Source organism: Streptomyces djakartensis (assembly GCF_014651075.1).
Lineage (GTDB): Bacteria > Actinomycetota > Actinomycetes > Streptomycetales > Streptomycetaceae > Streptomyces > Streptomyces djakartensis.
Genome location: NZ_BMWE01000002.1, coordinates 387444 through 408691, shown reverse-complemented (window position 1 = coordinate 408691; position 21248 = coordinate 387444). Strand labels below are relative to the sequence as shown.

Annotated in this window: 19 protein-coding genes and 1 riboswitch; of the genes, 18 read left to right on the top strand and 1 reads right to left on the bottom strand. The window is 71.2% G+C overall.

From position 1 onward, the window contains the following. Positions 1-4 precede the first annotated feature (4 nt). The 15 genes from IE212_RS05370 (at position 5) to IE212_RS05305 (ending at position 15295) form a co-directional block, all read left to right on the top strand. Complete coding sequence (locus IE212_RS05370) at positions 5-877, top strand: glycosyltransferase family 2 protein (protein ID WP_190196624.1); 873 nt, start codon at positions 5-7, stop codon at positions 875-877. A gap of 99 nt (positions 878-976) precedes the next feature. Further along, positions 977-1906, top strand: a complete 930-nt coding sequence (locus IE212_RS05365) for an ABC transporter permease (RefSeq protein ID WP_190196516.1) — start codon at positions 977-979, stop codon at positions 1904-1906. After that, positions 1899-2690, top strand: a complete 792-nt coding sequence (locus IE212_RS05360) for an ABC transporter ATP-binding protein (protein ID WP_190196515.1) — start codon at positions 1899-1901, stop codon at positions 2688-2690. The genes IE212_RS05365 and IE212_RS05360 overlap by 8 nt, the downstream gene beginning before the upstream one ends. 358 nt (positions 2691-3048) lie before the next feature. Continuing rightward, on the top strand, positions 3049-3951 hold the full coding sequence (hpnC, locus tag IE212_RS05355) for a squalene synthase HpnC (protein WP_190196514.1): 903 nt from the start codon (positions 3049-3051) through the stop codon (positions 3949-3951). Next, the gene (gene hpnD, locus IE212_RS05350) at positions 3948-4898 is read left to right on the top strand and encodes a presqualene diphosphate synthase HpnD (RefSeq protein ID WP_190196513.1); all 951 of its coding nucleotides are present in this window, start codon (positions 3948-3950) and stop codon (positions 4896-4898) included. The genes hpnC and hpnD overlap by 4 nt, the downstream gene beginning before the upstream one ends. Before the next feature lie 152 nt (positions 4899-5050). Then, positions 5051-5494 (top strand): DUF6380 family protein, encoded by a 444-nt coding sequence (locus tag IE212_RS34795; RefSeq protein ID WP_229864068.1) that lies wholly within the window; start codon positions 5051-5053, stop codon positions 5492-5494. After that, the gene (hpnE, locus tag IE212_RS05345; RefSeq protein WP_190196512.1) at positions 5491-6903 is read left to right on the top strand and encodes a hydroxysqualene dehydroxylase HpnE; all 1413 of its coding nucleotides are present in this window, start codon (positions 5491-5493) and stop codon (positions 6901-6903) included. The genes IE212_RS34795 and hpnE overlap by 4 nt, the downstream gene beginning before the upstream one ends. After that, on the top strand, positions 6900-8042 hold the full coding sequence (locus tag IE212_RS05340; RefSeq protein WP_190196511.1) for a polyprenyl synthetase family protein: 1143 nt from the start codon (positions 6900-6902) through the stop codon (positions 8040-8042). Before hpnE ends, IE212_RS05340 begins: the two co-directional genes overlap by 4 nt. 124 nt (positions 8043-8166) lie before the next feature. Then, the gene (shc, locus tag IE212_RS05335) at positions 8167-10161 is read left to right on the top strand and encodes a squalene--hopene cyclase (protein ID WP_190196510.1); all 1995 of its coding nucleotides are present in this window, start codon (positions 8167-8169) and stop codon (positions 10159-10161) included. After that, positions 10161-10796, top strand: coding sequence for a phosphorylase family protein (locus tag IE212_RS05330; protein ID WP_190196509.1), 636 nt, complete (start codon positions 10161-10163; stop codon positions 10794-10796). Before shc ends, IE212_RS05330 begins: the two co-directional genes overlap by 1 nt. Positions 10797-10801: 5 nt before the next feature. Then, on the top strand, positions 10802-11824 hold the full coding sequence (gene hpnH, locus IE212_RS05325; RefSeq protein ID WP_190196508.1) for an adenosyl-hopene transferase HpnH: 1023 nt from the start codon (positions 10802-10804) through the stop codon (positions 11822-11824). A 4-nt stretch (positions 11825-11828) separates the two neighbouring features. Beyond that, positions 11829-12986 (top strand): flavodoxin-dependent (E)-4-hydroxy-3-methylbut-2-enyl-diphosphate synthase, encoded by a 1158-nt coding sequence (gene ispG, locus IE212_RS05320; RefSeq protein ID WP_190196507.1) that lies wholly within the window; start codon positions 11829-11831, stop codon positions 12984-12986. 56 nt (positions 12987-13042) lie between these two features. Then, positions 13043-14458, top strand: coding sequence for an aspartate aminotransferase family protein (locus tag IE212_RS05315; protein WP_190196506.1), 1416 nt, complete (start codon positions 13043-13045; stop codon positions 14456-14458). Between the two features lie 67 nt (positions 14459-14525). Further along, positions 14526-15179, top strand: a complete 654-nt coding sequence (locus IE212_RS05310) for a helix-turn-helix domain-containing protein (protein WP_190196505.1) — start codon at positions 14526-14528, stop codon at positions 15177-15179. Continuing rightward, positions 15176-15295, top strand: coding sequence for a DUF6126 family protein (locus IE212_RS05305; protein WP_190196504.1), 120 nt, complete (start codon positions 15176-15178; stop codon positions 15293-15295). The genes IE212_RS05310 and IE212_RS05305 overlap by 4 nt, the downstream gene beginning before the upstream one ends. Before the next feature lie 4 nt (positions 15296-15299). On the opposite strand, the gene IE212_RS05300 is transcribed toward IE212_RS05305, so the two are convergent. Then, entirely contained in the window at positions 15300-16097 is a 798-nt protein-coding gene (locus IE212_RS05300; protein WP_190196503.1) for a tyrosine-protein phosphatase, read from the bottom strand. A gap of 180 nt (positions 16098-16277) precedes the next feature. Between IE212_RS05300 and IE212_RS05295 the strand changes: the two genes are divergently transcribed. The 3 genes from IE212_RS05295 (at position 16278) to IE212_RS05285 (ending at position 20874) form a co-directional block, all read left to right on the top strand. Continuing rightward, positions 16278-18347 (top strand): alpha-galactosidase, encoded by a 2070-nt coding sequence (locus IE212_RS05295; protein ID WP_190196502.1) that lies wholly within the window; start codon positions 16278-16280, stop codon positions 18345-18347. 317 nt (positions 18348-18664) lie between these two features. Then, positions 18665-18819, top strand: a riboswitch (cyclic di-AMP (ydaO/yuaA leader). A 4-nt stretch (positions 18820-18823) separates the two neighbouring features. Further along, on the top strand, positions 18824-19777 hold the full coding sequence (locus IE212_RS05290) for a M23 family metallopeptidase (RefSeq protein WP_190196501.1): 954 nt from the start codon (positions 18824-18826) through the stop codon (positions 19775-19777). A gap of 311 nt (positions 19778-20088) precedes the next feature. Continuing rightward, the gene (locus IE212_RS05285) at positions 20089-20874 is read left to right on the top strand and encodes an SGNH/GDSL hydrolase family protein (protein ID WP_190196623.1); all 786 of its coding nucleotides are present in this window, start codon (positions 20089-20091) and stop codon (positions 20872-20874) included. The last annotated feature ends 374 nt before the right edge of the window (positions 20875-21248 follow it).

Below are 21248 nucleotides of genomic sequence, written 5' to 3'. Positions count from 1 at the left end.
CGGCATGAAGGTCGGCGCCGTCATCATCACCATGGGCAACCGCCCCGACGAGCTGCGCGCCCTGCTCGACTCCGTCGCGGGGCAGGACGGCGACCCGGTCGAGGTGGTCGTGGTCGGCAACGGCTCGCCCGTCCCGGACGTCCCCGAGGGCGTCCGCACCATCGAGCTGCCCGAGAACCTCGGCATCCCCGGCGGCCGCAACGTCGGCATCGAGGCCTTCGGCCCCGCCGGCCGGGACGTCGACATCCTGCTCTTCCTGGACGACGACGGCCTCCTCGCGAGCCCCGACACCGCCCAGCTGTGCCGCAAGGCCTTCGAGGCCGACCCGAAGCTCGGCATCGTGAGTTTTCGCATAGCCGACCCCGACACCGGGGTCACCCAGCGCCGTCACGTGCCCCGGCTGCGCGCCTCCGACCCGATGCGCTCCTCCCGCGTCACCACCTTCCTCGGCGGCGCCAACGCCGTCCGCACCCGCGTCTTCGCCGACGTCGGCGGACTCCCGGACGAGTTCTTCTACGCCCATGAGGAGACCGACCTGGCCTGGCGCGCCCTCGACGCGGGCTGGATGATCGACTACCGGTCCGACATGGTGCTCTACCACCCCACGACCGCGCCCTCGCGGCACGCGGTCTACCACCGCATGGTCGCCCGCAACCGCGTCTGGCTGGCCCGCCGCAACCTCCCCGCGCCGCTCGTCCCCGTCTATCTCGGCGTGTGGCTGCTGCTCACCCTCGTACGCCGCCCCTCCCGTCCCGCCCTGCGGGCCTGGTTCGGCGGATTCCGCGAGGGCTGGACGACCCCGTGCGGACCTCGCCGGCCCATGAAGTGGCGTACCGTGTGGCGGCTGACCCGACTGGGCCGGCCCCCCGTCATCTGACAAGCTCGTGTCCGGCAGTACCCGGGAGAGGCCGTACCCTGGCCCCGGCTCATGCGGGCCCGCACAGGCCGCGCATCTCGAAGACGAAAGTTTCCACTAGTGAGTGAGACAACGCATGACGCCACGGTCGCGGTGAGCGCGTCCGCGGCGCCCGACGAGGGCCTCACGGCGAAGGAACTCGCCGCCAGGCACGGGCTGAGTGTGAGCGGCGCCCGGCCCTCCCTCATCGAGTACGTCCGTCAGCTCTGGGACCGGCGGCACTTCATCCTCGCCTTCTCCCGGGCGAAGCTGACCGCCCAGTACAGCCAGGCCAAGCTCGGCCAGCTGTGGCAGGTGGCCACTCCGCTGCTGAACGCGGCCGTGTACTTCTTCATCTTCGGCCTGTTGCTGGAAGCCGACCGGGGCATGAGCCGCGAGGTGTACATCCCGTTCCTGGTCACGGGCGTGTTCGTGTTCACCTTCACGCAGAGCTCGGTGATGGCGGGCGTGCGCGCGATCTCCGGCAACCTGGGTCTGGTCCGGGCCCTGCACTTCCCGCGGGCCTCGCTGCCGATCTCCTTCGCGTTGCAGCAGCTCCAGCAGCTGCTGTTCTCGATGATCGTGCTGTTCGCCATCACGATCGGCTTCGGCCACTACCCCGACCTGTCCTGGCTGCTGATCGTGCCGGTGCTCGTCCTGCAGTTCTGCTTCAACACCGGCCTGGCTCTGATCATGGCCCGGGCGGGCGCCAAGACCCCGGACCTCGCGCAGCTGATGCCGTTCGTGATGCGGACGTGGATGTACGCGTCCGGTGTGATGTTCTCCATCCCGATCTTCCTGCAGGACAAGCCGGAGTGGGTCGCGAACGTCCTCCAGTGGAACCCGGCGGCGATCTACATGGACCTGATGCGCTTCTCCCTCATCGACGACTACAGCTCCAGGTTCCTCCCCGACCACGTGTGGGCGGCCGCGGGCGGCTGGGCCGTGCTGTTCGCCCTCGGTGGCTTCGTGTACTTCTGGAAGGCGGAGGAGAGGTACGGCCGTGGCTGAGCCGACGCAGCAGGGCGAGCGGATCCCGACCGTCATCGCGGACGACCTGCACATCGTCTACCGCGTCAACGGCGCCAAGACCGGCAAGGGCAGCGCCACCGCCGCCCTCAGCCGCATACTCAAGCGGGGCTCCGACGACGCGGAGCGGGGCGTGCGCAAGGTGCACGCCGTGCGGGGCGTCTCCTTCGTGGCGTACCGCGGTGAGGCCATCGGCCTCATCGGCTCCAACGGCTCCGGCAAGTCCACCCTGCTGCGTGCCATCGCCGGTCTGCTCCCCGCCGAGCGGGGCAAGGTGTACACCGATGGCCAGCCCTCGCTGCTCGGTGTCAACGCGGCCCTGATGAACGACCTGACCGGCGAGCGGAACGTCATACTGGGCGGGCTCGCCATGGGCATGTCCCGCGAGGAGATCAAGGACCGCTACCAGGACATCGTCGACTTCTCCGGCATCAACGAGAAGGGCGACTTCATCACCCTGCCCATGCGCACCTACTCCTCCGGCATGGCGGCCCGGCTCCGCTTCTCCATCGCCGCGGCCAAGGACCACGACGTCCTGATGATCGACGAGGCCCTGGCCACCGGCGACCGCAAGTTCCAGAAGCGTTCCGAGGACCGTATCCGGGAGCTGCGCAAGGAAGCCGGCACGGTGTTCCTGGTCAGCCACAACAACAAGTCGATCCGCGACACCTGCGATCGCGTGCTGTGGCTGGAACGCGGCGAACTGCGCATGGACGGCCCGACCGACGAGGTGCTCAAGGAGTACGAGAAGTTCACGGGCAAGTAGCCCCATGCGGCCGGGGCCCCGACGGAACTGTTCCGGCGGGGCCCGGCGTCTGCAAAGGAAACGTCAACTCCGGCTCATCCCGGGAATCTTGGGGTCTTCGGTGTGTTGTCGTGATGGACAGGACACCCTGGCGAAAGCCGACGCGTTGTGCAACGTAAGCTGTACCGGTCTCGAAACATGGCAATCAGGGCGATAATGCGCGACACCACCCGTCGGACCGCCGTGCGGACGGCTGGGCGGCGTGTCCGAAATAGTGCGTATTGGGTCGGCAGTGTAGAACGGGAGATGTGACGGCGATGGCTACGGAAACTCCCCCGCTCCACGCAGCACGTGCCGTCCCCGTGCCGGGCAGTCGGCGGTGACGGGAACCGGCACGGCGCGCGCCCTCGACCCGGAGCGCGGCACTCTCGGCAAGGCCGGCGGCGAGAACTTCCCGGTGGCCCCGTTCTTCCTGCCCCGGGCCTGGCGCCAGGACCTCATGGCCGTCTACGGCTTCGCCCGCCTCGTCGACGACATCGGTGACGGCGACCTGGCCCCCGGCGGCGCCGACGCCCGGCTGCTCGGCGTGCCTCCCGAGGAAGCCGGGAACCGGCCGGCCCTGCTGGACGCCTTCGAGGCCGACCTGCGCAGGGTCTTCGACTCGACGCCGCGTCACCCCCTGCTGCGCCGCCTGCGGCCGACCGTCCGCCGCTGCTTGCTCACCCCCGAGCCGTTCCTCCGGCTGATCGCCGCGAACCGCCAGGACCAGCTGGTCAGGCGGTACGAGACCTACGACGACCTGCTCGCGTACTGCGAGCTGTCCGCCAACCCGGTGGGCCGTCTCGTCCTCGCGATCACCGGCACCTCCACACCCGAGCGGATCCGCCGCTCCGACATGATCTGCACCGCCCTCCAGATCGTCGAGCACCTGCAGGACGTGGCCGAGGACCTCGGCCGCGACCGTGTGTACCTGCCCGTCGCCGACATGAAGAGCTTTCACGTCCAGGAGGCGGATCTCGCCACGAAAACCGCCGGAGCGTCGGTCCGTGCGTTGATTGCGTACGAAGCGCGAAGGGCCCGGGAGCTCCTGAATGAAGGTGCCCCTCTGGTGGGTAGCGTCCACGGCAGGCTGAAGCTGCTGCTCGCAGGGTTCGTGGCGGGGGGAAGGGCGGCCGTCCGCGCGATCGCCGCCGCCGATTACGACGTTCTTCCCGGCCCGCCCAAGCCCGGCAAGGTCCAGTTGCTGCGTGAGGTGGGCGTGACTCTGCGAGGAGAGGGGTGATCCGGACCGTGGAGTCGGAACCACACGCGTCCCCACCGGTACTCGCCGCCTACAGCTACTGCGAGGCCGTCACCGGGCGGCAGGCCCGTAACTTCGCCTACGGCATCCGGCTGCTTCCGACGCCCCAGCGCCGCGCGATGTCGGCGCTGTACGCGTTCTCACGGCGGGTCGACGACATCGGCGACGGCGCGCTGGCCGGCGGCGTCAAGGTCGCCAGGCTGGAGGAGACCCGGGCGCTGCTCACCCGGATCCGCGAGGGAGAGGTCGACGAGGACGACTTCGACCCCGTCGCCGTCGCCCTCGCACACGCCGCCGCGCACTTCCCGATCCCGCTGGGAGGCCTGGACGAGCTCATCGACGGTGTCCAGATGGACGTCCGCGGCGAGACGTACGAGACCTGGGACGACCTCAAGGTCTACTGCCGCTGCGTGGCGGGCGCCATCGGGCGGCTCTCGCTGGGCGTGTTCGGTACGGAACCGGGGGCGCGCGGCGCCGACCGAGCGCCCGAGTATGCCGACACGCTCGGACTCGCGCTCCAGCTCACCAACATCCTCAGGGACGTCCGCGAGGACGCTGCGGACGGGCGCATCTATCTGCCCGCCGACGACCTCGCCAAATTCGGCTGCTCGGCCGGCTTCGGTGGGCCACGACCGCCGGAGGGCTCCGACTTCGCGGGCCTCGTGCACTTCGAAGTGCGACGGGCCCGGGCTCTGTTCGCCGAGGGCTACCGGCTGCTCCCCATGCTCGACCGGCGCAGCGGCGCCTGTGTCGCCGCGATGGCCGGCATCTACCGCCGCCTGCTCGACCGCATCGAGCGCGACCCGGAGGCCGTCCTGCGCGGCCGTGTCTCCCTGCCGGGCAGGGAGAAGGCCTACGTCGCCGTCCGCGGACTGTCCGGTCTGGACGCACGGCACGTGAGCCGACGGTCCATCAGGAGGCGCGCGTGACGAACCGGCGCAGCGGTGGTCAGGTCTTTGAGGGTGCCCGCTCTCGGCACGCCGGGCGGACCCCCGCGTACTGGTTGGCCTCGGGTGCCCGCCCGGTGCGGGGAGCGGCGCCACGCCTCGGCCGCCGGGCTGCGGCCCAGGGGCGCCGGGCCATGCCGGGCCTGGCCGTGCCGGGCGGTGCGTCGGCGTGCGGCCTGGCCGTGTCGGGCGGCGTGGCGTCATGTGGCCTGGCTGTGTCGGGCGGTGCGTCGGCGTGTGGCCTGGCCGTGTCGGGCGGCGTGGCGTCATGTGGCCTGGCTGTGTCGGGCGGTGCGTCGGCGTGTGGCCTGGCCGTGTCGGGCGGCGTGGCGTCATGCGGCTCGGCTGTGTCGGGCGGTGCGTCGGCATGGGGCCGGTGCCTGCGCGGTGCGGCCGGGCGGCCGCCGGTACGGGACCGGGGGAGGAAACGCTTCGCGGTCGCTGACATCCCCCTCCCCGGCACCGCCGCGGACAAGCGGCGGGCAACCCTCCGCCGCGGGGCCGCGTCCCTGACTGAGACGGCCGGCCGTGCGCCGTTCGAGAAGCACGGCCACCGCGCAGGAGAGGGTGCGCCATGACCCACGGCACGCGGTCCCGGGGACCGGTCGAGGACCGGCGGCACGCCGTCGTGGTGGGCGGCGGACTCGCCGGCATCACCACCGCGCTCGCGCTCGCCGACGCCGGGCTGCGCGTCACCCTGCTGGAGAGCAGGCCCAGGCTCGGCGGCCTGGCCTTCTCCTTCCGGCGCGGGGAGCTCACCGTCGACAACGGACAGCACGTCTACCTGCGCTGCTGCACCGCCTACCGCTGGTTCCTCGATCGCATCGGGGGCGCGGCGCTGGCTCCGCTCCAGGACCGGCTCGACGTACCCGTCCTGGATCTCGCGCGCCCCGAGGGACGCAGGCTCGGCAGGCTGCGGCGCGACGCGCTGCCCGTACCCCTGCACCTCGGGCGCAGCCTCGCCACCTACCCGCACCTGTCGCTCGCCGACCGCGCAAAGGTGGGCCGGGCGGCGCTCGCGCTCAAGGGACTCGACCCCGCCGATCCCGCCCTGGACGCCCAGGACTTCGGCAGCTGGCTGGCCGCGCACGGTCAGTCCGCCCGGGCCGTCGAGGCCCTGTGGGACCTCGTCGGGGTCGCCACCCTCAACGCGGTGGCGGGCGACGCCTCCCTGGCGCTCGCCGCGATGGTGTTCAGGACCGGCCTGCTGTCGGGCCCGGGCGCGGCCGACATCGGCTGGGCACGCGTCCCGCTCGGCGAGCTGCACGACCGGCTGGCCCGCGAGGCGCTCGACTCGGCGGGCGTGCGCACCGAGGTCCGTACCCGCGTCACCTCCGTCTCCGGCTACGACGGCGGCCGGTGGAGCGTCCAGGTCCCCGGCGAAACGCTCGAGGCCGACGCGGTAGTGCTCGCCGTGCCGCAGCGCGAGGCCCACGGCCTGCTGCCCGCCGGTGCCCTCGACGCCCCCGGACGGCTCCTGGAGATCGGTACCGCGCCGATCCTCAACGTCCATGTGGTGTACGACCGGAAGGTGCTGACCCGGCCGTTCCTCACCGCCCTCGGCACCCCGGTGCAGTGGGTCTTCGACCGGACCGAGGCGTCCGGGCTGCGCGAAGGGCAGTACCTCGCCCTGTCCCAGTCGGCGGCCCAGGACGAGATCGACGAGCCCGTGGCCGTGCTGCGCGAGCGGTACCTGCCCGAACTGGAGCGCCTCCTGCCGCTGACCCGCGGCGCCGAGGTGAGGGACTTCTTCGTCACCCGGGAGCGCACCGCGACGTTCGCTCCCACCCCCGGCGTCGGGCGCCTCAGGCCCGGCGCCCGCACCAAGGCATCCGGCCTCTACCTGGCCGGAGCGTGGGTCGCCACAGGGTGGCCCGCGACCATGGAGAGTGCGGTCCGCAGTGGAGTCGGTGCGGCGGACGCCGTGCTGGGCGCCCTGGGCCGGCCCCGCCCGCACCGCCTCTTCGAGTTCGAGGAGGCGGCGTGACGCTCGATCAAGGCAGCGCGGCAGGCGGCCCCCGCACCCTCGGTACCGCAACAAGAGGAGTAACTGTGCCCACTGTGCCCCCGGCCTCCGAGGCCGCTCGAGAGACCGCGGTGGACGTGACCGCGCTCCTGGAGCGCGGCCGGACCCTGGCCATGCCGGTACTGCGGGCGGCCATCGACCGCCTGGCACCTCCCATGGACACCGTTGCCGCCTACCACTTCGGATGGATCGACGCCCAGGGCAGGCCCGCCGCAGGTGACGGGGGCAAGGCGGTGCGCCCCGCTCTCGCCGTGCTGTCCGCCGAGGTCATGTCCGCCGCCCCCGAGACCGGCGTCCCCGGCGCCGTCGCGGTGGAACTCGTCCACAACTTCTCCCTCCTCCACGACGACCTGATGGACGGCGACGAACAGCGCCGCCACCGCGACACCGTGTGGAAGGTGCACGGCCCCGCCCAGGCCATCCTGGTCGGCGACGCCCTGTTCGCCCTCGCGGGCGAGGTGCTCCTCGAACTCGGCACCGTCGAGGCCGGCCGCGCCACCCGCCGTCTCACCACCGCCACCCGCGCCCTGATCGACGGTCAGGCCCAGGACATCTCCTACGAGCACCGCGACCGCGTCACCGTCGAGGAGTGCCTGGAGATGGAGGGCAACAAGACCGGCGCCCTGCTCGCCTGCGCCAGCTCCATCGGCGCGGTCCTCGGCGGCGCCGATGACCACACCGCCGACACCCTCGAGAAGTACGGCTACCACCTGGGCCTCGCCTTCCAGGCCGTCGACGACCTCCTCGGCATCTGGGGCGACCCGGACTCCACCGGCAAGCAGACCTGGAGCGACCTGCGCCAGCGCAAGAAGTCGCTGCCCGTCGTGGCCGCGCTCGCGGCGGGCGGGCCGGCCTCCGAGCGGCTCGGCGAGATCCTCGCCGCCGACGCCAAGAGCAGCGACTTCGAGAACTTCTCCGAGGAGGAGTTCGCCGCCCGCGCCGCCCTCATCGAGCAGGCCGGCGGACGCGAGTGGACCGCCGACGAGGCCCGCCGCCAGCACACCATCGCCATCGAAGCCCTCGACGCCGTGGACATGCCCGACCGGGTGCGTGCGCAGTTCACGGCGCTCGCCGACTTCGTCGTCGTACGGAAGAGATGATCACCATCGGCCGAATAGCTCTCGCGTAGTCGCCGGCCGGTGCGGCGAGTTCCGGACCCTGCACCGGCCGACGGCGGACCCACAGCAGATGCACTGCCTTGCACCACTGCACGAAGGGGAAGCCATGACAGCGACGACCGACGGAAGCACCGGGGCCCTGCCGCCCCGCGCCGACGCGGCCAGCGAACACGACATCGAGACCCCCGAGGCGGCCGGGGTACGAGAAGCCGCCGCACGCGCCGCCCGGCGTGCCACCGACTACCTGCTCTCCCGGCAGGACGCCCAGGGCTGGTGGAAGGGCGACCTCGAGACCAACGTCACGATGGACGCCGAGGACCTGCTGCTGCGTCAGTTCCTCGGTATCCGGGACGAGAGGACCACGCGGGCCGCCGCCCTCTTCATCCGGGGCGAGCAGCGCGAGGACGGCACGTGGGCCACCTTCCACGGCGGACCGGGTGAACTCTCCACCACCATCGAGGCGTACGTCGCCCTCCGCCTGGCCGGTGACGCGCCCGAGGCGCCGCACATGGCGCGGGCCTCCGCCTGGATCCGTGAGCAGGGCGGCATCGCCGCCGCCCGGGTCTTCACCCGGATCTGGCTGGCCCTGTTCGGCTGGTGGAAGTGGGAGGACCTGCCCGAACTCCCCCCGGAGATCATCTTCTTCCCGAAGTGGGTGCCGCTCAACATCTACGACTTCGGCTGCTGGGCCCGGCAGACCGTCGTGCCGTTGACGATCGTCTCAGCCAAGCGGCCGGTACGCCCCGCGCCGTTCCCGCTCGACGAGCTGCACACCGACCCCGGCCGCCCCAACCCGCCCAGGCCGCTCGCACCGGCGATCAGCTGGGACGGCGCCTTCCAGCGCCTGGACAAGGGGCTGCACCTCCTGCGCAAGGTCGCGCCGCGCAAGCTGCGCGGAGCCGCCATGAACAGTGCCGCCCGCTGGATCATCGAGCGGCAGGAGAACGACGGCTGCTGGGGCGGCATCCAGCCGCCGGCCGTGTACTCGATCATCGCCCTGCACCTGCTCGGCTACGACCTGAAGCACCCCGTGATGCGCGAGGGGCTGGCGTCCCTCGACCGGTTCGCCGTCTGGCGGGAGGACGGAGCCCGGATGATCGAGGCCTGTCAGTCACCCGTGTGGGACACCTGCCTGGCCGCGATCGCGCTCGCCGACGCCGGACTGCCCGCCGACCACCCGCAGTTGGTGAAGGCGGCGGACTGGATGCTGGGCGAGGAGATCGTCCGGCCCGGTGACTGGTCGGTGCGGCGGCCCGGACTCCCGCCCGGGGGCTGGGCGTTCGAGTTCCACAACGACAACTACCCCGACATCGACGACACCGCCGAGGTGATCCTCGCGCTGCGCCGGATCACCCACCACGACCCGGTACGGGTGGACAAGGCCGTCGGACGCGGCGTGCGCTGGACCCTCGGCATGCAGTCGAAGAACGGCGCGTGGGGCGCCTTCGACGCCGACAACACCAGCCCGTTCCCGAACCGGCTGCCGTTCTGCGACTTCGGCGAGGTCATCGACCCGCCCTCCGCCGACGTCACCGCCCACGTCGTCGAGATGCTCGCCGTGGAGGGCCTCGCCCACGACCCGCGCACCCGGCGCGGCATCGAGTGGCTGCTGGCCGAACAGGAGCCTGACGGCTCGTGGTTCGGACGCTGGGGCGTCAACTACGTGTACGGCACCGGGTCCGTCGTACCCGCCCTGGTGGCCGCCGGCATCCCCGCCGCGCACCCGGCGATCCGGCGGGCCGTGACCTGGCTGGAGTCGGTCCAGAACGACGACGGCGGCTGGGGCGAGGACCTGCGCTCCTACCAGGACGCCGGGGAGTGGAGCGGCAGGGGCGCCTCGACCGCATCCCAGACGGCCTGGGCCCTGATGGCCCTGCTCGCCGCGGGGGAGCGGGACTCCAAGGCCGTCGAGCGCGGCATCGAATGGCTCGCCGCCACCCAGCGGGAGGACGGATACTGGGACGAGCCGTACTTCACGGGGACCGGCTTCCCGTGGGACTTCTCGATCAACTACCACCTCTACCGGCAGGTGTTCCCGCTCACCGCACTCGGCCGGTACGTCCACGGGGAGCCCTTCGCCGACCGGCACAAGGCACGCTGATGAGCGCCCAGCCCGCCCCGCTGCTGATCGCCTGCGCGCTCGGCATCGAGCAGCTCGCCCTGCGCACGGGGGAGCGGGGCGGCGCCGGCGGGCCGGTCACCGTGCTGCGCACGGGCATGGGGCCGGCGGCGGCCGGGCGGTCCGTCACCCGGATGCTCACCGAGGCGGCCCTGCGCGACGCCGCAGTCCTGGCCACCGGCTTCTGCGCGGGGCTCGCCCCGGACATGCACCCCGGTGACCTGGTCGTCGCCGAGGAAACCCGCGACCCGCGCGGCACCACCGGCTGCGTGGGGGCCGATGTGCTGGTCAAGGAGCTGGTGAAGGCGGTGCCCGGGCGGACCGTGCACACCGGGCCGCTCACCGGCTCCGACCACGTCGTACGCGGTCACGAACGGGCCGAGCTGCTCGCGACCGGCGCGATCGCGGTCGACATGGAGTCGGCCGCAACGCTCCTGAGCGCCGTGCGCGCGGGCGAGCGCCCGGTTGCGGCCGTCCGGGTGGTCGTGGACGCTCCAGAACATGAACTCGTCCGGATCGGCACCGTACGCGGTGGAATATCAGCGTTCCGCGTCCTTCGCTGCGTCCTTCCCGCTTTCTACGAATGGCACCGTTCCTTGCTGCTCCCCAGGAGGTGAGCCAGATGGCCATGCCGCTCCGACAGTCCATCAAGGTCGCTACGTACTTGGCTGAACAGAAGCTCCGCCGGCGCGACAAGTTCCCGCTGATCGTCGAATTGGAGCCGCTGTTCGCCTGCAACCTGAAATGCGAGGGATGCGGCAAGATCCAGCACCCGGCCGGGGTGCTCAAGCAGCGGATGCCGGTCGCGCAGGCCGTGGGGGCGGTACTGGAGTCCGGCGCCCCGATGGTGTCCATCGCCGGTGGCGAGCCGCTGATGCATCCGCAGATCGACGAGATCGCGCGTCAGCTGGTGGCCAGGCGCAAGTACGTCTTCCTGTGCACCAACGCACTGCTCATGCGCAAGAAGATGGACCACTTCGAACCCTCGCCGTACTTCGCCTTCGCGGTGCACATCGACGGGCTGCGCGAGCGGCACGACGAGTCGGTGGCCAAGGAGGGCGTGTTCGACGAGGCGGTGGAGGCGATCAAGGAGGCCAAGCGTCGCGGCTTCCGGGTGACCACCAACTCGACCTTCTTCAACACCGACACCCCGCAGACCGTCATCGAGGTGCTGAACTTCCTCAACGACGACCTCCAGGTCGACGAGATGATGATCTCGCCCGCGTACGCCTACGAGAAGGCCCCCGACCAGGAGCACTTCCTCGGTGTGGAGCAGACCCGCGAGCTGTTCAGGAAGGCCTTCGCCGGCGGCAACCGGCGGCGCTGGCGGCTCAACCACTCCCCGCTCTTCCTGGACTTCCTGGAGGGGAAGGTCGACTTCCCGTGCACCGCGTGGGCGATCCCCAACTACTCGCTCTTCGGCTGGCAGCGGCCCTGCTACCTGATGAGCGACGGGTACGTGCCGACGTACCGGGAGCTGGTCGAGGACACCGACTGGGACAAGTACGGCCGCGGCAAGGACCCGCGCTGCGCCAACTGCATGGCGCACTGCGGCTACGAGCCCACCGCCGTCCTCGCCACCATGGGCTCGCTGAAGGAGTCCCTGCGCGCCCTGCGCGAGACGGTCTCCGGGAACCGGGAGTGACGCGATGACCGCCATCCCGCTGGGCGTCCCCGAGCTGCCGGCCCGGCCGATCGCGGAGCGGCGCGTCTCGCGCCGGATCCAGGTCGGCCCGGTGGCGGTCGGGGGCGGCGCCCCGGTGTCGGTGCAGTCGATGACGACGACCCGTACGTCGGACATCGGCGCCACGCTGCAGCAGATCGCCGAGCTCACCGCGTCCGGCTGCCAGATCGTCCGGGTCGCCTGCCCCACGCAGGACGACGCCGACGCGCTGGCGACCATCGCGCGCAAGTCGCAGATCCCGGTGATCGCGGACATCCACTTCCAGCCGAAGTACGTGTTCGCGGCCATCGAGGCGGGCTGTGCGGCCGTCCGCGTCAACCCGGGCAACATCAAGCAGTTCGACGACCGGGTCAAGGAGATCGCGCAGGCCGCCCAGGACCACGGCACCCCGATCCGCATCGGCGTCAACGCCGGGTCACTGGACGGGCGCCTGCTGAAGAAGTACGGCAGGGCCACGCCCGAGGCGCTGGTGGAGAGCGCGCTGTGGGAGGCGTCGCTGTTCGAGGAGCACGGCTTCCGGGACATCAAGATCTCCGTCAAGCACAACGACCCGGTCGTGATGATCGAGGCCTACCGGCAGCTCGCCGGGCAGTGCGACTACCCGCTGCACCTGGGGGTGACGGAGGCGGGACCGGCGTTCCAGGGCACGGTCAAGTCGGCCGTGGCGTTCGGGGCGCTGCTCTCACAGGGCATCGGCGACACGATCCGGGTGTCGCTGTCGGCGCCGCCCGCCGAGGAGGTGAAGGTCGGCATCCAGATCCTGCAGTCGCTGGGGCTCCGGCAGCGCAGGCTGGAGATCGTCTCCTGCCCGTCCTGCGGACGCGCCCAGGTCGACGTCTACAGGCTCGCCGACGAGGTCACGGCCGGGCTCGAGGGCATGGAGGTGCCGCTGCGGGTCGCCGTCATGGGATGCGTGGTCAACGGACCCGGCGAGGCACGGGAGGCCGACCTCGGCGTCGCCTCCGGCAACGGCAAGGGACAGATCTTCGTGAAGGGCGAGGTCATCAAGACCGTCCCCGAGTCGAGGATCGTCGAGACGCTGATCGAAGAGGCGATGAAGCTCGCCGACCGGATGGAGCAGGACGGCGTGGGCCCGGGGGAGCCTGCCGTCACCGTGAGCTGAGCGGCACGGAAGACGAAGGGGGCCCGAGCGTGACGATTCCGGAGAGAGCCACAGGAATGACAACCGCCGAATCCGCGTCGGAGTCGTCGCGGGCCGGGGCGTTCGACCTCGGCAAGCTGCTGGCCGAGCGCGGAGCCGAGCGCTACGAGCTGCACACCCGGTACCTCAACCACCAGCTCCCGCGCATGCTGCACACCATCGGCTTCGACAAGGTCTACGAGCGTGCCGAGGGCGCCTACTTCTACGACGCGGACGGCAACGACTACCTGGACATGCTCGCCGGGTTCGGGGTGATGGGCCTCGGCCGCCACCACCCCGTGATCCGCAAGGCGCTGCACGACGTCCTGGACGCCTCTCTCGCCGACCTCACCCGGTTCGACTGCCAGCCGCTGCCGGGCCTGCTGGCCGAGAAGCTGCTCGCGCACAGCCCGCACCTGGACCGGGTGTTCTTCGGCAACAGCGGCACCGAAGCGGTGGAGGGCGCACTGAAGTTCGCCCGGTTCGTCACCGGCCGGCCCAGGGTCCTGTACTGCGCGCACGCCTTCCACGGCCTGACCACCGGCTCCCTCTCCGTCAACGGCGAGTCCGCCTTCCGCGACGGCTTCGCCCCGCTGCTGCCCGACACGGCCGTACCGCTCGGCGATCTCGACGCGCTGGAGCGTGAGCTGAACAAGGGCGATGTCGCCGCACTGATCGTCGAGCCCATCCAGGGCAAGGGCGTGCTGGCCGCCCCGCCAGGCTATCTCCTGGCCGCCCAGGAGCTGCTGCACCGGAGGGGGGCGCTGCTCATCGCCGACGAGGTGCAGACGGGCCTCGGCCGGACCGGCGACTTCTACGGCTACCAGCACGAGGAGGGCGTCGAGCCCGATCTGGTCTGCGTGGCCAAGGCACTGTCCGGCGGCTATGTGCCGGTCGGGGCCACCCTCGGCAAGGACTGGATCTTCAAGAAGGTCTACTCGTCCATGGACCGGGTGCTGGTCCACTCGGCGAGCTTCGGCTCCAACGCGCAGGCCATGGCGGCGGGCCTCGCGGTGCTGTCGGTGATGGAGAACGAGCAGATCGTCGCGGGCGTCCGCGCGACCGGCGAGCTGCTCAGATCCCGGCTGGCCGCGCTGACCGGCAGGTACGAGATGCTCGCCGACGTCCGGGGCCGCGGCCTGATGGTCGGCATCGAGTTCGGCCGGCCGAAGTCGCTGAAACTGCGCAGCCGCTGGGCCATGCTCCAGGCCGCGCGCAAGGGACTGTTCGCGCAGATGGTCGTGGTGCCGCTGCTCCAGAAGCACCGGATCCTCACCCAGGTCTCGGGCGACCACATGGAGGTGATCAAGCTGATCCCCCCGCTGGTCATCGGGGAGCGGGAGGTGGACCGGTTCGTCGACGCCTTCACCGCCGTGATGGACGACGCGCACGACGGCGGGCTGGTCTGGGACTTCGGCAAGACACTGGTGAAGCAGGCGGTGGCCAACCGATGACACCTCCGCCTCTTGCCTCAGAGGCAAGGAATTTGCCGCTCTGGCAAGAGTGCGGCTGAATGGAGGCATGAGCTCCTCCGAGCCCGAGCACCCCGCCGGGCCTCATTCCGAAGCCGAGCCGCCCGCCGGCCAGGCCGGTGCGCTGCCCGCCGTGGCCCCGCAGTTGCGGGCGCTGCGGCGGCAGGCCTCCCTGACGCTCGAGGCCGCCGCCCGCGCCGCCGGACTGTCACCCGCGCATCTCTCCCGGCTGGAGACCGGGCAGCGCCAGCCGTCACTGCCGATGCTTCTCGCACTCGCTCGCGTCTACGGTACGACCGTCTCCGAACTGCTCGGCGAGACGGTCCCCGGCCGGGACGCCGTGGTGCGTGCGGCCGGCATGGAACCGACGACGGCGGGTGGCTGGACGTACTGGCAGGCCGGCGCCGCCGGGCGGGGGATGCAAGCCCTGCGTGTCCATGTGCCGTACGGCTCCCAGGGTGACATCGTGCGCGTGCACCCGGGCGAGGAGTGGCTCCATGTGCTGCGGGGCCGGCTGCGACTTCGCCTCGGAGACGCCACACACCGGCTGGCTCCCGGTGACAGCGCCCACTTCGACTCGCTCACCCCGCACCGCATCGCCGCCGAGGACCACGACGGCGTCGACCTGCTCTTCGTCCACACCCTGCTGCAGAGCCCCACGGCCGCCCTGTGCCTGGGCCCTACCCCTGGAGACGCGTCATGAGCGACATGGAGGAGAAGTTCCCGCGCGCCCTGTGGGTGCGGCTGTTGGTCTACCTCGCGGTAGGGCACCTCTTCGCCGCGTTCGTCTGGTTCCTGTTCGAGGCGGGGGCCCGCTAGGTCCTCAGTCGAGCAGCCGCTCGCGCAGCCGGTCGCGGGACTCCGGGGTGAGGCCGAGGCCCTTCTCCAGATAGGCCTCGACGCCGCCCCACGTCTCGTCGATGGTGTCGAAGGCCGCCGTCAGGTACTCGGCGCGCGCGTCGAACAGGGGGCTGAGCAGCTCCATGACCTCGGGGGAGTAGGCCGAGGCGTGGGAGCTGCTGCGGTGCACCTTGTAGCGGCGGTGCTTGGCGTTGGACTTCAGGTAGTCGTCGACGATCGCCTCGCGCTCGACGCCCAGGGCGAGCAGCGTCACCGCGATGGACAGGCCCGCGCGGTCCTTGCCCGCCGCGCAGTGCATCAGCGCCGGGACGCTGTCCTCCACGAGCGCGTGCAGCACCTGGGAGTGCTCGGCGGTGCGGTTCCTGATGATCGTGCGGTACGAGGTGATCATCCGGTTCGCGCCCTTGCCGTCCGAGAGGATCGCGCGCAGCTGTTCCAGGTCCCCGTCGCGGACCATCTTCCAGAACTCGGCGCCGTCGGCCGGGTCGCTCAGCGGCAGGTTCACGTTGCGCACGCCCGGCAGCTCGACATCCGGCCCCTCGAGCTTCTGGTCGGCCGCGTTGCGGAAGTCGAAGATCGTGTGCAGGCCCAGGGTGGCCAGGAAGGCGGCGTCCTCGCCGGTCGCGTGCGCGAGGTGGCCGCTGCGGAACAGCACTCCCCGCCGCACCCGCCGTCCGTCCACGGTCGGAAGTCCGCCCACATCACGGAAGTTGCGCACTCCGGCCAGCTCGGGTTCGGTCGACGGGACCTGCTGTGTCACGGGGGCTCCTCCCAGTCGGTGCCCGTCGGCGCGGCTCGCCGGCAGGCACCACTCGACGATACGACATGGCTGCCAGGGGCAATCAGTTGTCCACAGGCGTTGCCCGGAGCCCCCGGAGCCCTTGATTATGTTGGGGCCTGGTCGCACCTGGTCGGGCTTGTTCGAATCTGTGAGGGCGCGATGCTGGACATCTCCGAAGACGGTCGTACGTGGGTCCTCTCGGGGCCGGCCAGCAGCTACGCCGTCCACGTCACCGGACGGGACGAGCTGCTCCACCTGCACTGGGGCCCGCGGATCGGCCTAGCCGACGCCGAGGCCCTCGCCGTCCGCCCGCTGCCGGAGTACTGGCCCTTCGAGTCCCAGCTCGACGGCCGTGAGGAGTACCCGGTCGAGGGCGGCCCCCGTTTCGTCCGGCCCGCGCTGTCCGTCCGCACCGGCGAGCGGCGCGGTACGGAGTGGACCTTCGAGGGGCATGACGCCGGGGGCGGTGAGCTGCGGCTCCGTTTCCGCGACGGCGGCCTGGCCGTCACGCTGCACTACCGGATGCGCGACGACGTGGTCGAGCGCTGGGTGACCCTGGAGAACCAGGGGCCGGCCGTCGAGGTGCTGCGTGCCGACTCCGCCACCTGGACTCTGCCGGACCGCGACACCTGGCGGCTGTCCCAGCTGCACGGCCGCTGGGGTGCCGAGTCCCGGCTGCGGCGTTCCCCGCTCACCCACGGAGAGAGGGTCATCGGCAGTCGCCGCGGCCACACCGGTCACCAGCACCTGCCGTGGGTCGCGCTGGACACCGACGCGACCGAGGAGCGCGGCGAGGTCTACGGATGCGCCCTGGGCTGGTCCGGTTCCTGGCGGATCGCGGTGGCCCAGCTCCCCGACGCGCGCGTGCAGATCACCGGTGGCGCCGGGTACGACGACTCGGGCCTGCTGATGCTGGGCACGGGGGAGTCGTACACGACGCCCGTCTTCGCCGGGCTCTGGAGCGACGGTGGCTTCGGTGGGGCCAGCCGGGCCTGGCACGCCTATCAGCGGACCCATGTGGTCCCGGACGCGGACCGGGACCGGCCGGTGCTGTTCAACTCCTGGGAGGCCACCGAGTTCGACATCTCCGAGGAGCAGCAGCGGGCGCTCGCCGAGCGGGCCGCCGCCATCGGCGTCGAGCTGTTCGTGGTCGACGACGGCTGGTTCGGGGCGCGTACCAGCGACCGGGCCGGGCTCGGCGACTGGACTCCCAATCCCGGCCGTTTCCCGGGCGGGCTGGGGCCGCTCGCCGACCATGTGCACGGACTGGGCATGCAGTTCGGGATCTGGGTCGAGCCGGAGATGGTGAACCCCGACAGCGACCTGTACCGCGCTCACCCGGACTGGGTGCAGTACCAACCGGGACGAAAGCGGACGGAGTTCCGCAATCAGCTCGTCCTCAATCTCGCCCGCGAAGACGTCCAGGAGTACCTCTGGCAGCAGCTCGACGGGCTCCTCTCCAGCGCCCCGATCGACTACGTCAAGTGGGACTTCAACCGCTGCTTCTCCGACGCCGGCTGGCCGGACGACCCCTACCCGCAGCGGCTCTGGGTCGACCACGTCCGTGCCCTGTACTCCCTGCTGGACCGGCTGCGAGCCGCCCACCCGGAGGTGGCCTTCGAGTCCTGTTCGGGCGGCGGCGGCCGGATCGACCTCGGTGTGCTGGGCCGCACGGATCAGGTGTGGACCTCGGACAACACCGACCCGCTCGACCGGCTCGCCATCCAGCACGGCTTCAGCCAGATCCACCCGGCCCGGGTCATGGCCGCCTGGGTCACCGACAGCCCGAACGCCATGCTCAACCACCGGGCCAGCTCCCTGCGCTTCCGGTTCGTCAGTGCCATGGCCGGGGTGCTCGGGGTCGGCGGCGACCTCACGAAGTGGACGGAGGGGGAGCTCGCCGAGGCCCGGGAGTGGGTGGGGCTCTACAAGGAGATCCGGCCCGTGGTGCAGCGTGGCGACCTCTACCGGCTGCGCCCCCCGGAGGGCGGGCTGAGCGCGGTGCAGTACGTCCTCGGTGACGAGACCGTCGTCCTGGCCTGGCTCCAGGCACAGCGCTACGGCGAGCCCGTTCCGGCGCTCCGTCTGCGCGGCCTCGACCCGGCAGTTCAGTACGAATGCCTTGAAACGGGCGAAGTTCACCGTGGGGCCGTCCTGCTGCATCACGGACTGCGGGTCGCTCTGCGCGGGGATCTGGATGCCGCGGTCGTCCGTCTTAAGCGTAAGTAGTTATTTCTGTCCGATTAGGGTGCTTAGGTCGCTTCGTCACAACGTGCCCCGACTGTAAAGGAAGTGAGGTCGGGGTGCGTGACCATCGTCATACTTGTGACGATCTGTTGTTGCCATGCTCACGTAATCCATGCAATTACCAAGGGTGTTGCGGAAGACCGAGGATCGGTAATTCACGCTCGGTTACGGGAAATGTGCCGATGCGTCAAGGAAAACGCCGTCGTGCGAAACCGCAAGCTTGTCCCGTTGCGTCTTGGTCGCTTACGTTTCCAGACCAATCCGGACGGACGCCCAATCCTGCCGCCGCCCGGAGCCCCACACACAGACCCGACGCACGGCAGGAGCGGGGGACCCACAGGTACGACGCCTGTTCCGGTTCCCGGAACGGCTTGGGGTCAAGCCGCACCCCGGTGCGGCCGGGCATCTCCAGCCCGCACCCGACAGCTCACCTCGCAGGCGCCGGAGAGGAATTCGTCATGCCCGCGAAGGGTAAGCACCGCCGCCCCAAGACTCAGCGCCTCACTCGCTCCATAGCCGTCGCCGGAACCGGCGGGGCCGCTCTCGCCCTTCCGCTCATGGGAGCCGCCGGGGCCCACGCCGCCGCCCCGCAGTCGGCCCCGGAAAAGGCCGTCCAGTCCGCTCCGGCCGCCGGGAAGAAGGCCGCCGAAAAGGCCACGGGTGCGCGTACGTACACCGTGAAGGCCGGTGACTGTCTCGCGAAGATCGCCGACGAGCAGAGCGTCGGCGGCGGCTGGAAGAAGCTCTACGCGGACAACCGTGACGCCGTCGGCGACGACCCGTCGCTGATCCACCCGGGCCTGAGGCTCTCGATCGGCCAGCGGGCGGCGGCCGCCCCCAAGCCCTCTTCCCCGTCGAAGGCCCCGGCCTCCGAGTCGACGGCCTCGAAGTCTTCGGCGTCCTCGGCGCAGTCCTCCTCGAAGGCTTCCGCCCCGACCGGTGCGACGGCCGCCAAGCCGGCCGCCAAGCCGGCTGCCAAGCCGGCCGCTGAGAGGGCTGCCAGTGGCTTCAGCCTCCCCGTGGAGGGCGCCGTCGTGGGCACTCCGTACCGCATGTCCGGCAGCATGTGGTCCAGCGGCTACCACACCGGTGTGGACTTCGTCGTTCCGACCGGTACCTCCCTGAAGGCCGTCGGCGCGGGCACGGTCGTCTCCGCCGGCTGGGGCGGCGCGTACGGCAACCAGGTCGTCATCCAGCTGCAGGACGGCAGGTACGCGCAGTACGCCCACCTGTCCCAGCTCTCCGTCTCGGCCGGCCAGACCGTGACCGCCGGGCAGCAGGTCGGCCTCTCCGGCGCGACCGGCAACGTCACCGGACCGCATCTGCACTTCGAGATCCGCACCACGCCGGACTACGGATCCGACATCGACCCGGTCGCCTACCTGCGCTCGCACGGCCTCTCCGTCGGCTGACCGGCCGCAGGGCCACCTGTCTGACGCGCCGCCGAAGGCCGGACCCGATTCCCGGGTCCGGCCTTCGGCTGCCCTGCACGGCCGGGCACTTCGCCTTTTGGACCTGTGGAGCCACTTCCGGATCACAGACCCCCGGATCTGGCGGCTGAACCCCTGAACGTCGCTGACGGGCTGACTGTTCCGGAGTTGGCGAACCCCTGGGAGTGGCTTATCTCACCGGCCGTCAACCCCTTCCTACGGTCGCGTAAGTCACATTCGAAGGTGAATCATGAGCGGCTGTGGCAGACGATTCGAAGAGTGACAGCAGAGCAGTGATCGGGTCGTACGTGGCGGTGGGGGACAGCTTCACCGAGGGCGTCGGTGATCCCGGCCCCGACGGGGCGTTCGTCGGCTGGGCCGACCGGTTCGCCGTCCTGCTCGCCGACCGCCGGCCCGAAGGGGACTTCCGGTACACCAACCTCGCCGTGCGCGGGAAGCTCCTCGACCAGATCGTGGCGGACCAGGTCCCGCGGGCCGTCGAGATGGCCCCTGACCTGGTCTCGTTCTGTGCCGGTGGCAACGACATCCTCCGGCCCGGCACGGATCCGGACGAGGTGGCCGAGCGCTTCGAGCGGGCGGTCGCCCAGCTGACCGCCGTGGCCGGGACGGTGATGGTGACGACCGGGTTCGACACCCGGGGCATGCCCGTGCTCAGGCATCTGCGCGGCAAGATCGCCACGTACAACGGGCATGTCCGGGCCGTCGCCGACCGGTACGGCTGTCCGGTGCTCGACCTGTGGTCCCTGCGCAGTGTGCAGGACCGCCGGGCGTGGGACGCCGACCGGCTCCACCTGTCCCCGGAGGGGCATACGCGGGTGGCGCTCCGCGCGGGCCAGGTGCTCGGCATCGACGTCCCGGCCGACCCCGAGCAGGCCTGGCCGCCGCTGCCGCAGCGCGGCACCCTCGGTGTCCGGCGGGACGACGTCCAGTGGGCGCGTGAGTTCCTGGTGCCGTGGATCGGGCGGCGGCTGCGCGGGGAGTCGTCGGGGGACCATGTGACGGCCAAGGGGGCGCTGTCGCCTGACGACATCAGGATGCGGATCGCTTCGGTGGCGTGACGGTGGGTGGGGGGTCGGGGCCGTGCCGGGGGGTGTCCGTCCTCGGAACGGCGCGATGGAGTCGGATATCGAGTGACTGTCCGTTGACGCGCCAACCGCTGCGGGCGGACACCCCCCGACACGTCCCCTTCCGTGCGTACGCGGCTGCGGGTGCGTCGTGGCCGTCCCAACTGCGGGCAGTCGTGGCCGCCCCAACTGCGGGCAGTCGTGGCCCTCCTAGCTGCGGGCAGTCGTGCCGCTGGGGCGGCACGGGTGGGCGCAGCGGCACCTCGTCGCGCCGAGTTGCGCAACGCCCCGCCCCTCGCACCAACGCCCAGCACCTCGCAACGCCGGGCTCCGCACCCACCCGCCCCCAGCACCCACGCCGGGTACCT

Coding starts and splice junctions, on each gene's coding strand:
- IE212_RS05370 (WP_190196624.1), top strand. CDS start 5: ATGAAGGTCGGCGCCGTCATCATCACCATGGGCAACCGCCCCGACGAG.
- IE212_RS34795 (WP_229864068.1), top strand. CDS start 5,051: ATGCCGGGCCTGGCCGTGCCGGGCGGTGCGTCGGCGTGCGGCCTGGCC.
- hpnE (WP_190196512.1), top strand. CDS start 5,491: ATGACCCACGGCACGCGGTCCCGGGGACCGGTCGAGGACCGGCGGCAC.
- shc (WP_190196510.1), top strand. CDS start 8,167: ATGACAGCGACGACCGACGGAAGCACCGGGGCCCTGCCGCCCCGCGCC.
- IE212_RS05330 (WP_190196509.1), top strand. CDS start 10,161: ATGAGCGCCCAGCCCGCCCCGCTGCTGATCGCCTGCGCGCTCGGCATC.
- hpnH (WP_190196508.1), top strand. CDS start 10,802: ATGGCCATGCCGCTCCGACAGTCCATCAAGGTCGCTACGTACTTGGCT.
- ispG (WP_190196507.1), top strand. CDS start 11,829: ATGACCGCCATCCCGCTGGGCGTCCCCGAGCTGCCGGCCCGGCCGATC.
- IE212_RS05315 (WP_190196506.1), top strand. CDS start 13,043: ATGACAACCGCCGAATCCGCGTCGGAGTCGTCGCGGGCCGGGGCGTTC.
- IE212_RS05310 (WP_190196505.1), top strand. CDS start 14,526: ATGAGCTCCTCCGAGCCCGAGCACCCCGCCGGGCCTCATTCCGAAGCC.
- IE212_RS05305 (WP_190196504.1), top strand. CDS start 15,176: ATGAGCGACATGGAGGAGAAGTTCCCGCGCGCCCTGTGGGTGCGGCTG.
- IE212_RS05295 (WP_190196502.1), top strand. CDS start 16,278: ATGCTGGACATCTCCGAAGACGGTCGTACGTGGGTCCTCTCGGGGCCG.
- IE212_RS05290 (WP_190196501.1), top strand. CDS start 18,824: ATGCCCGCGAAGGGTAAGCACCGCCGCCCCAAGACTCAGCGCCTCACT.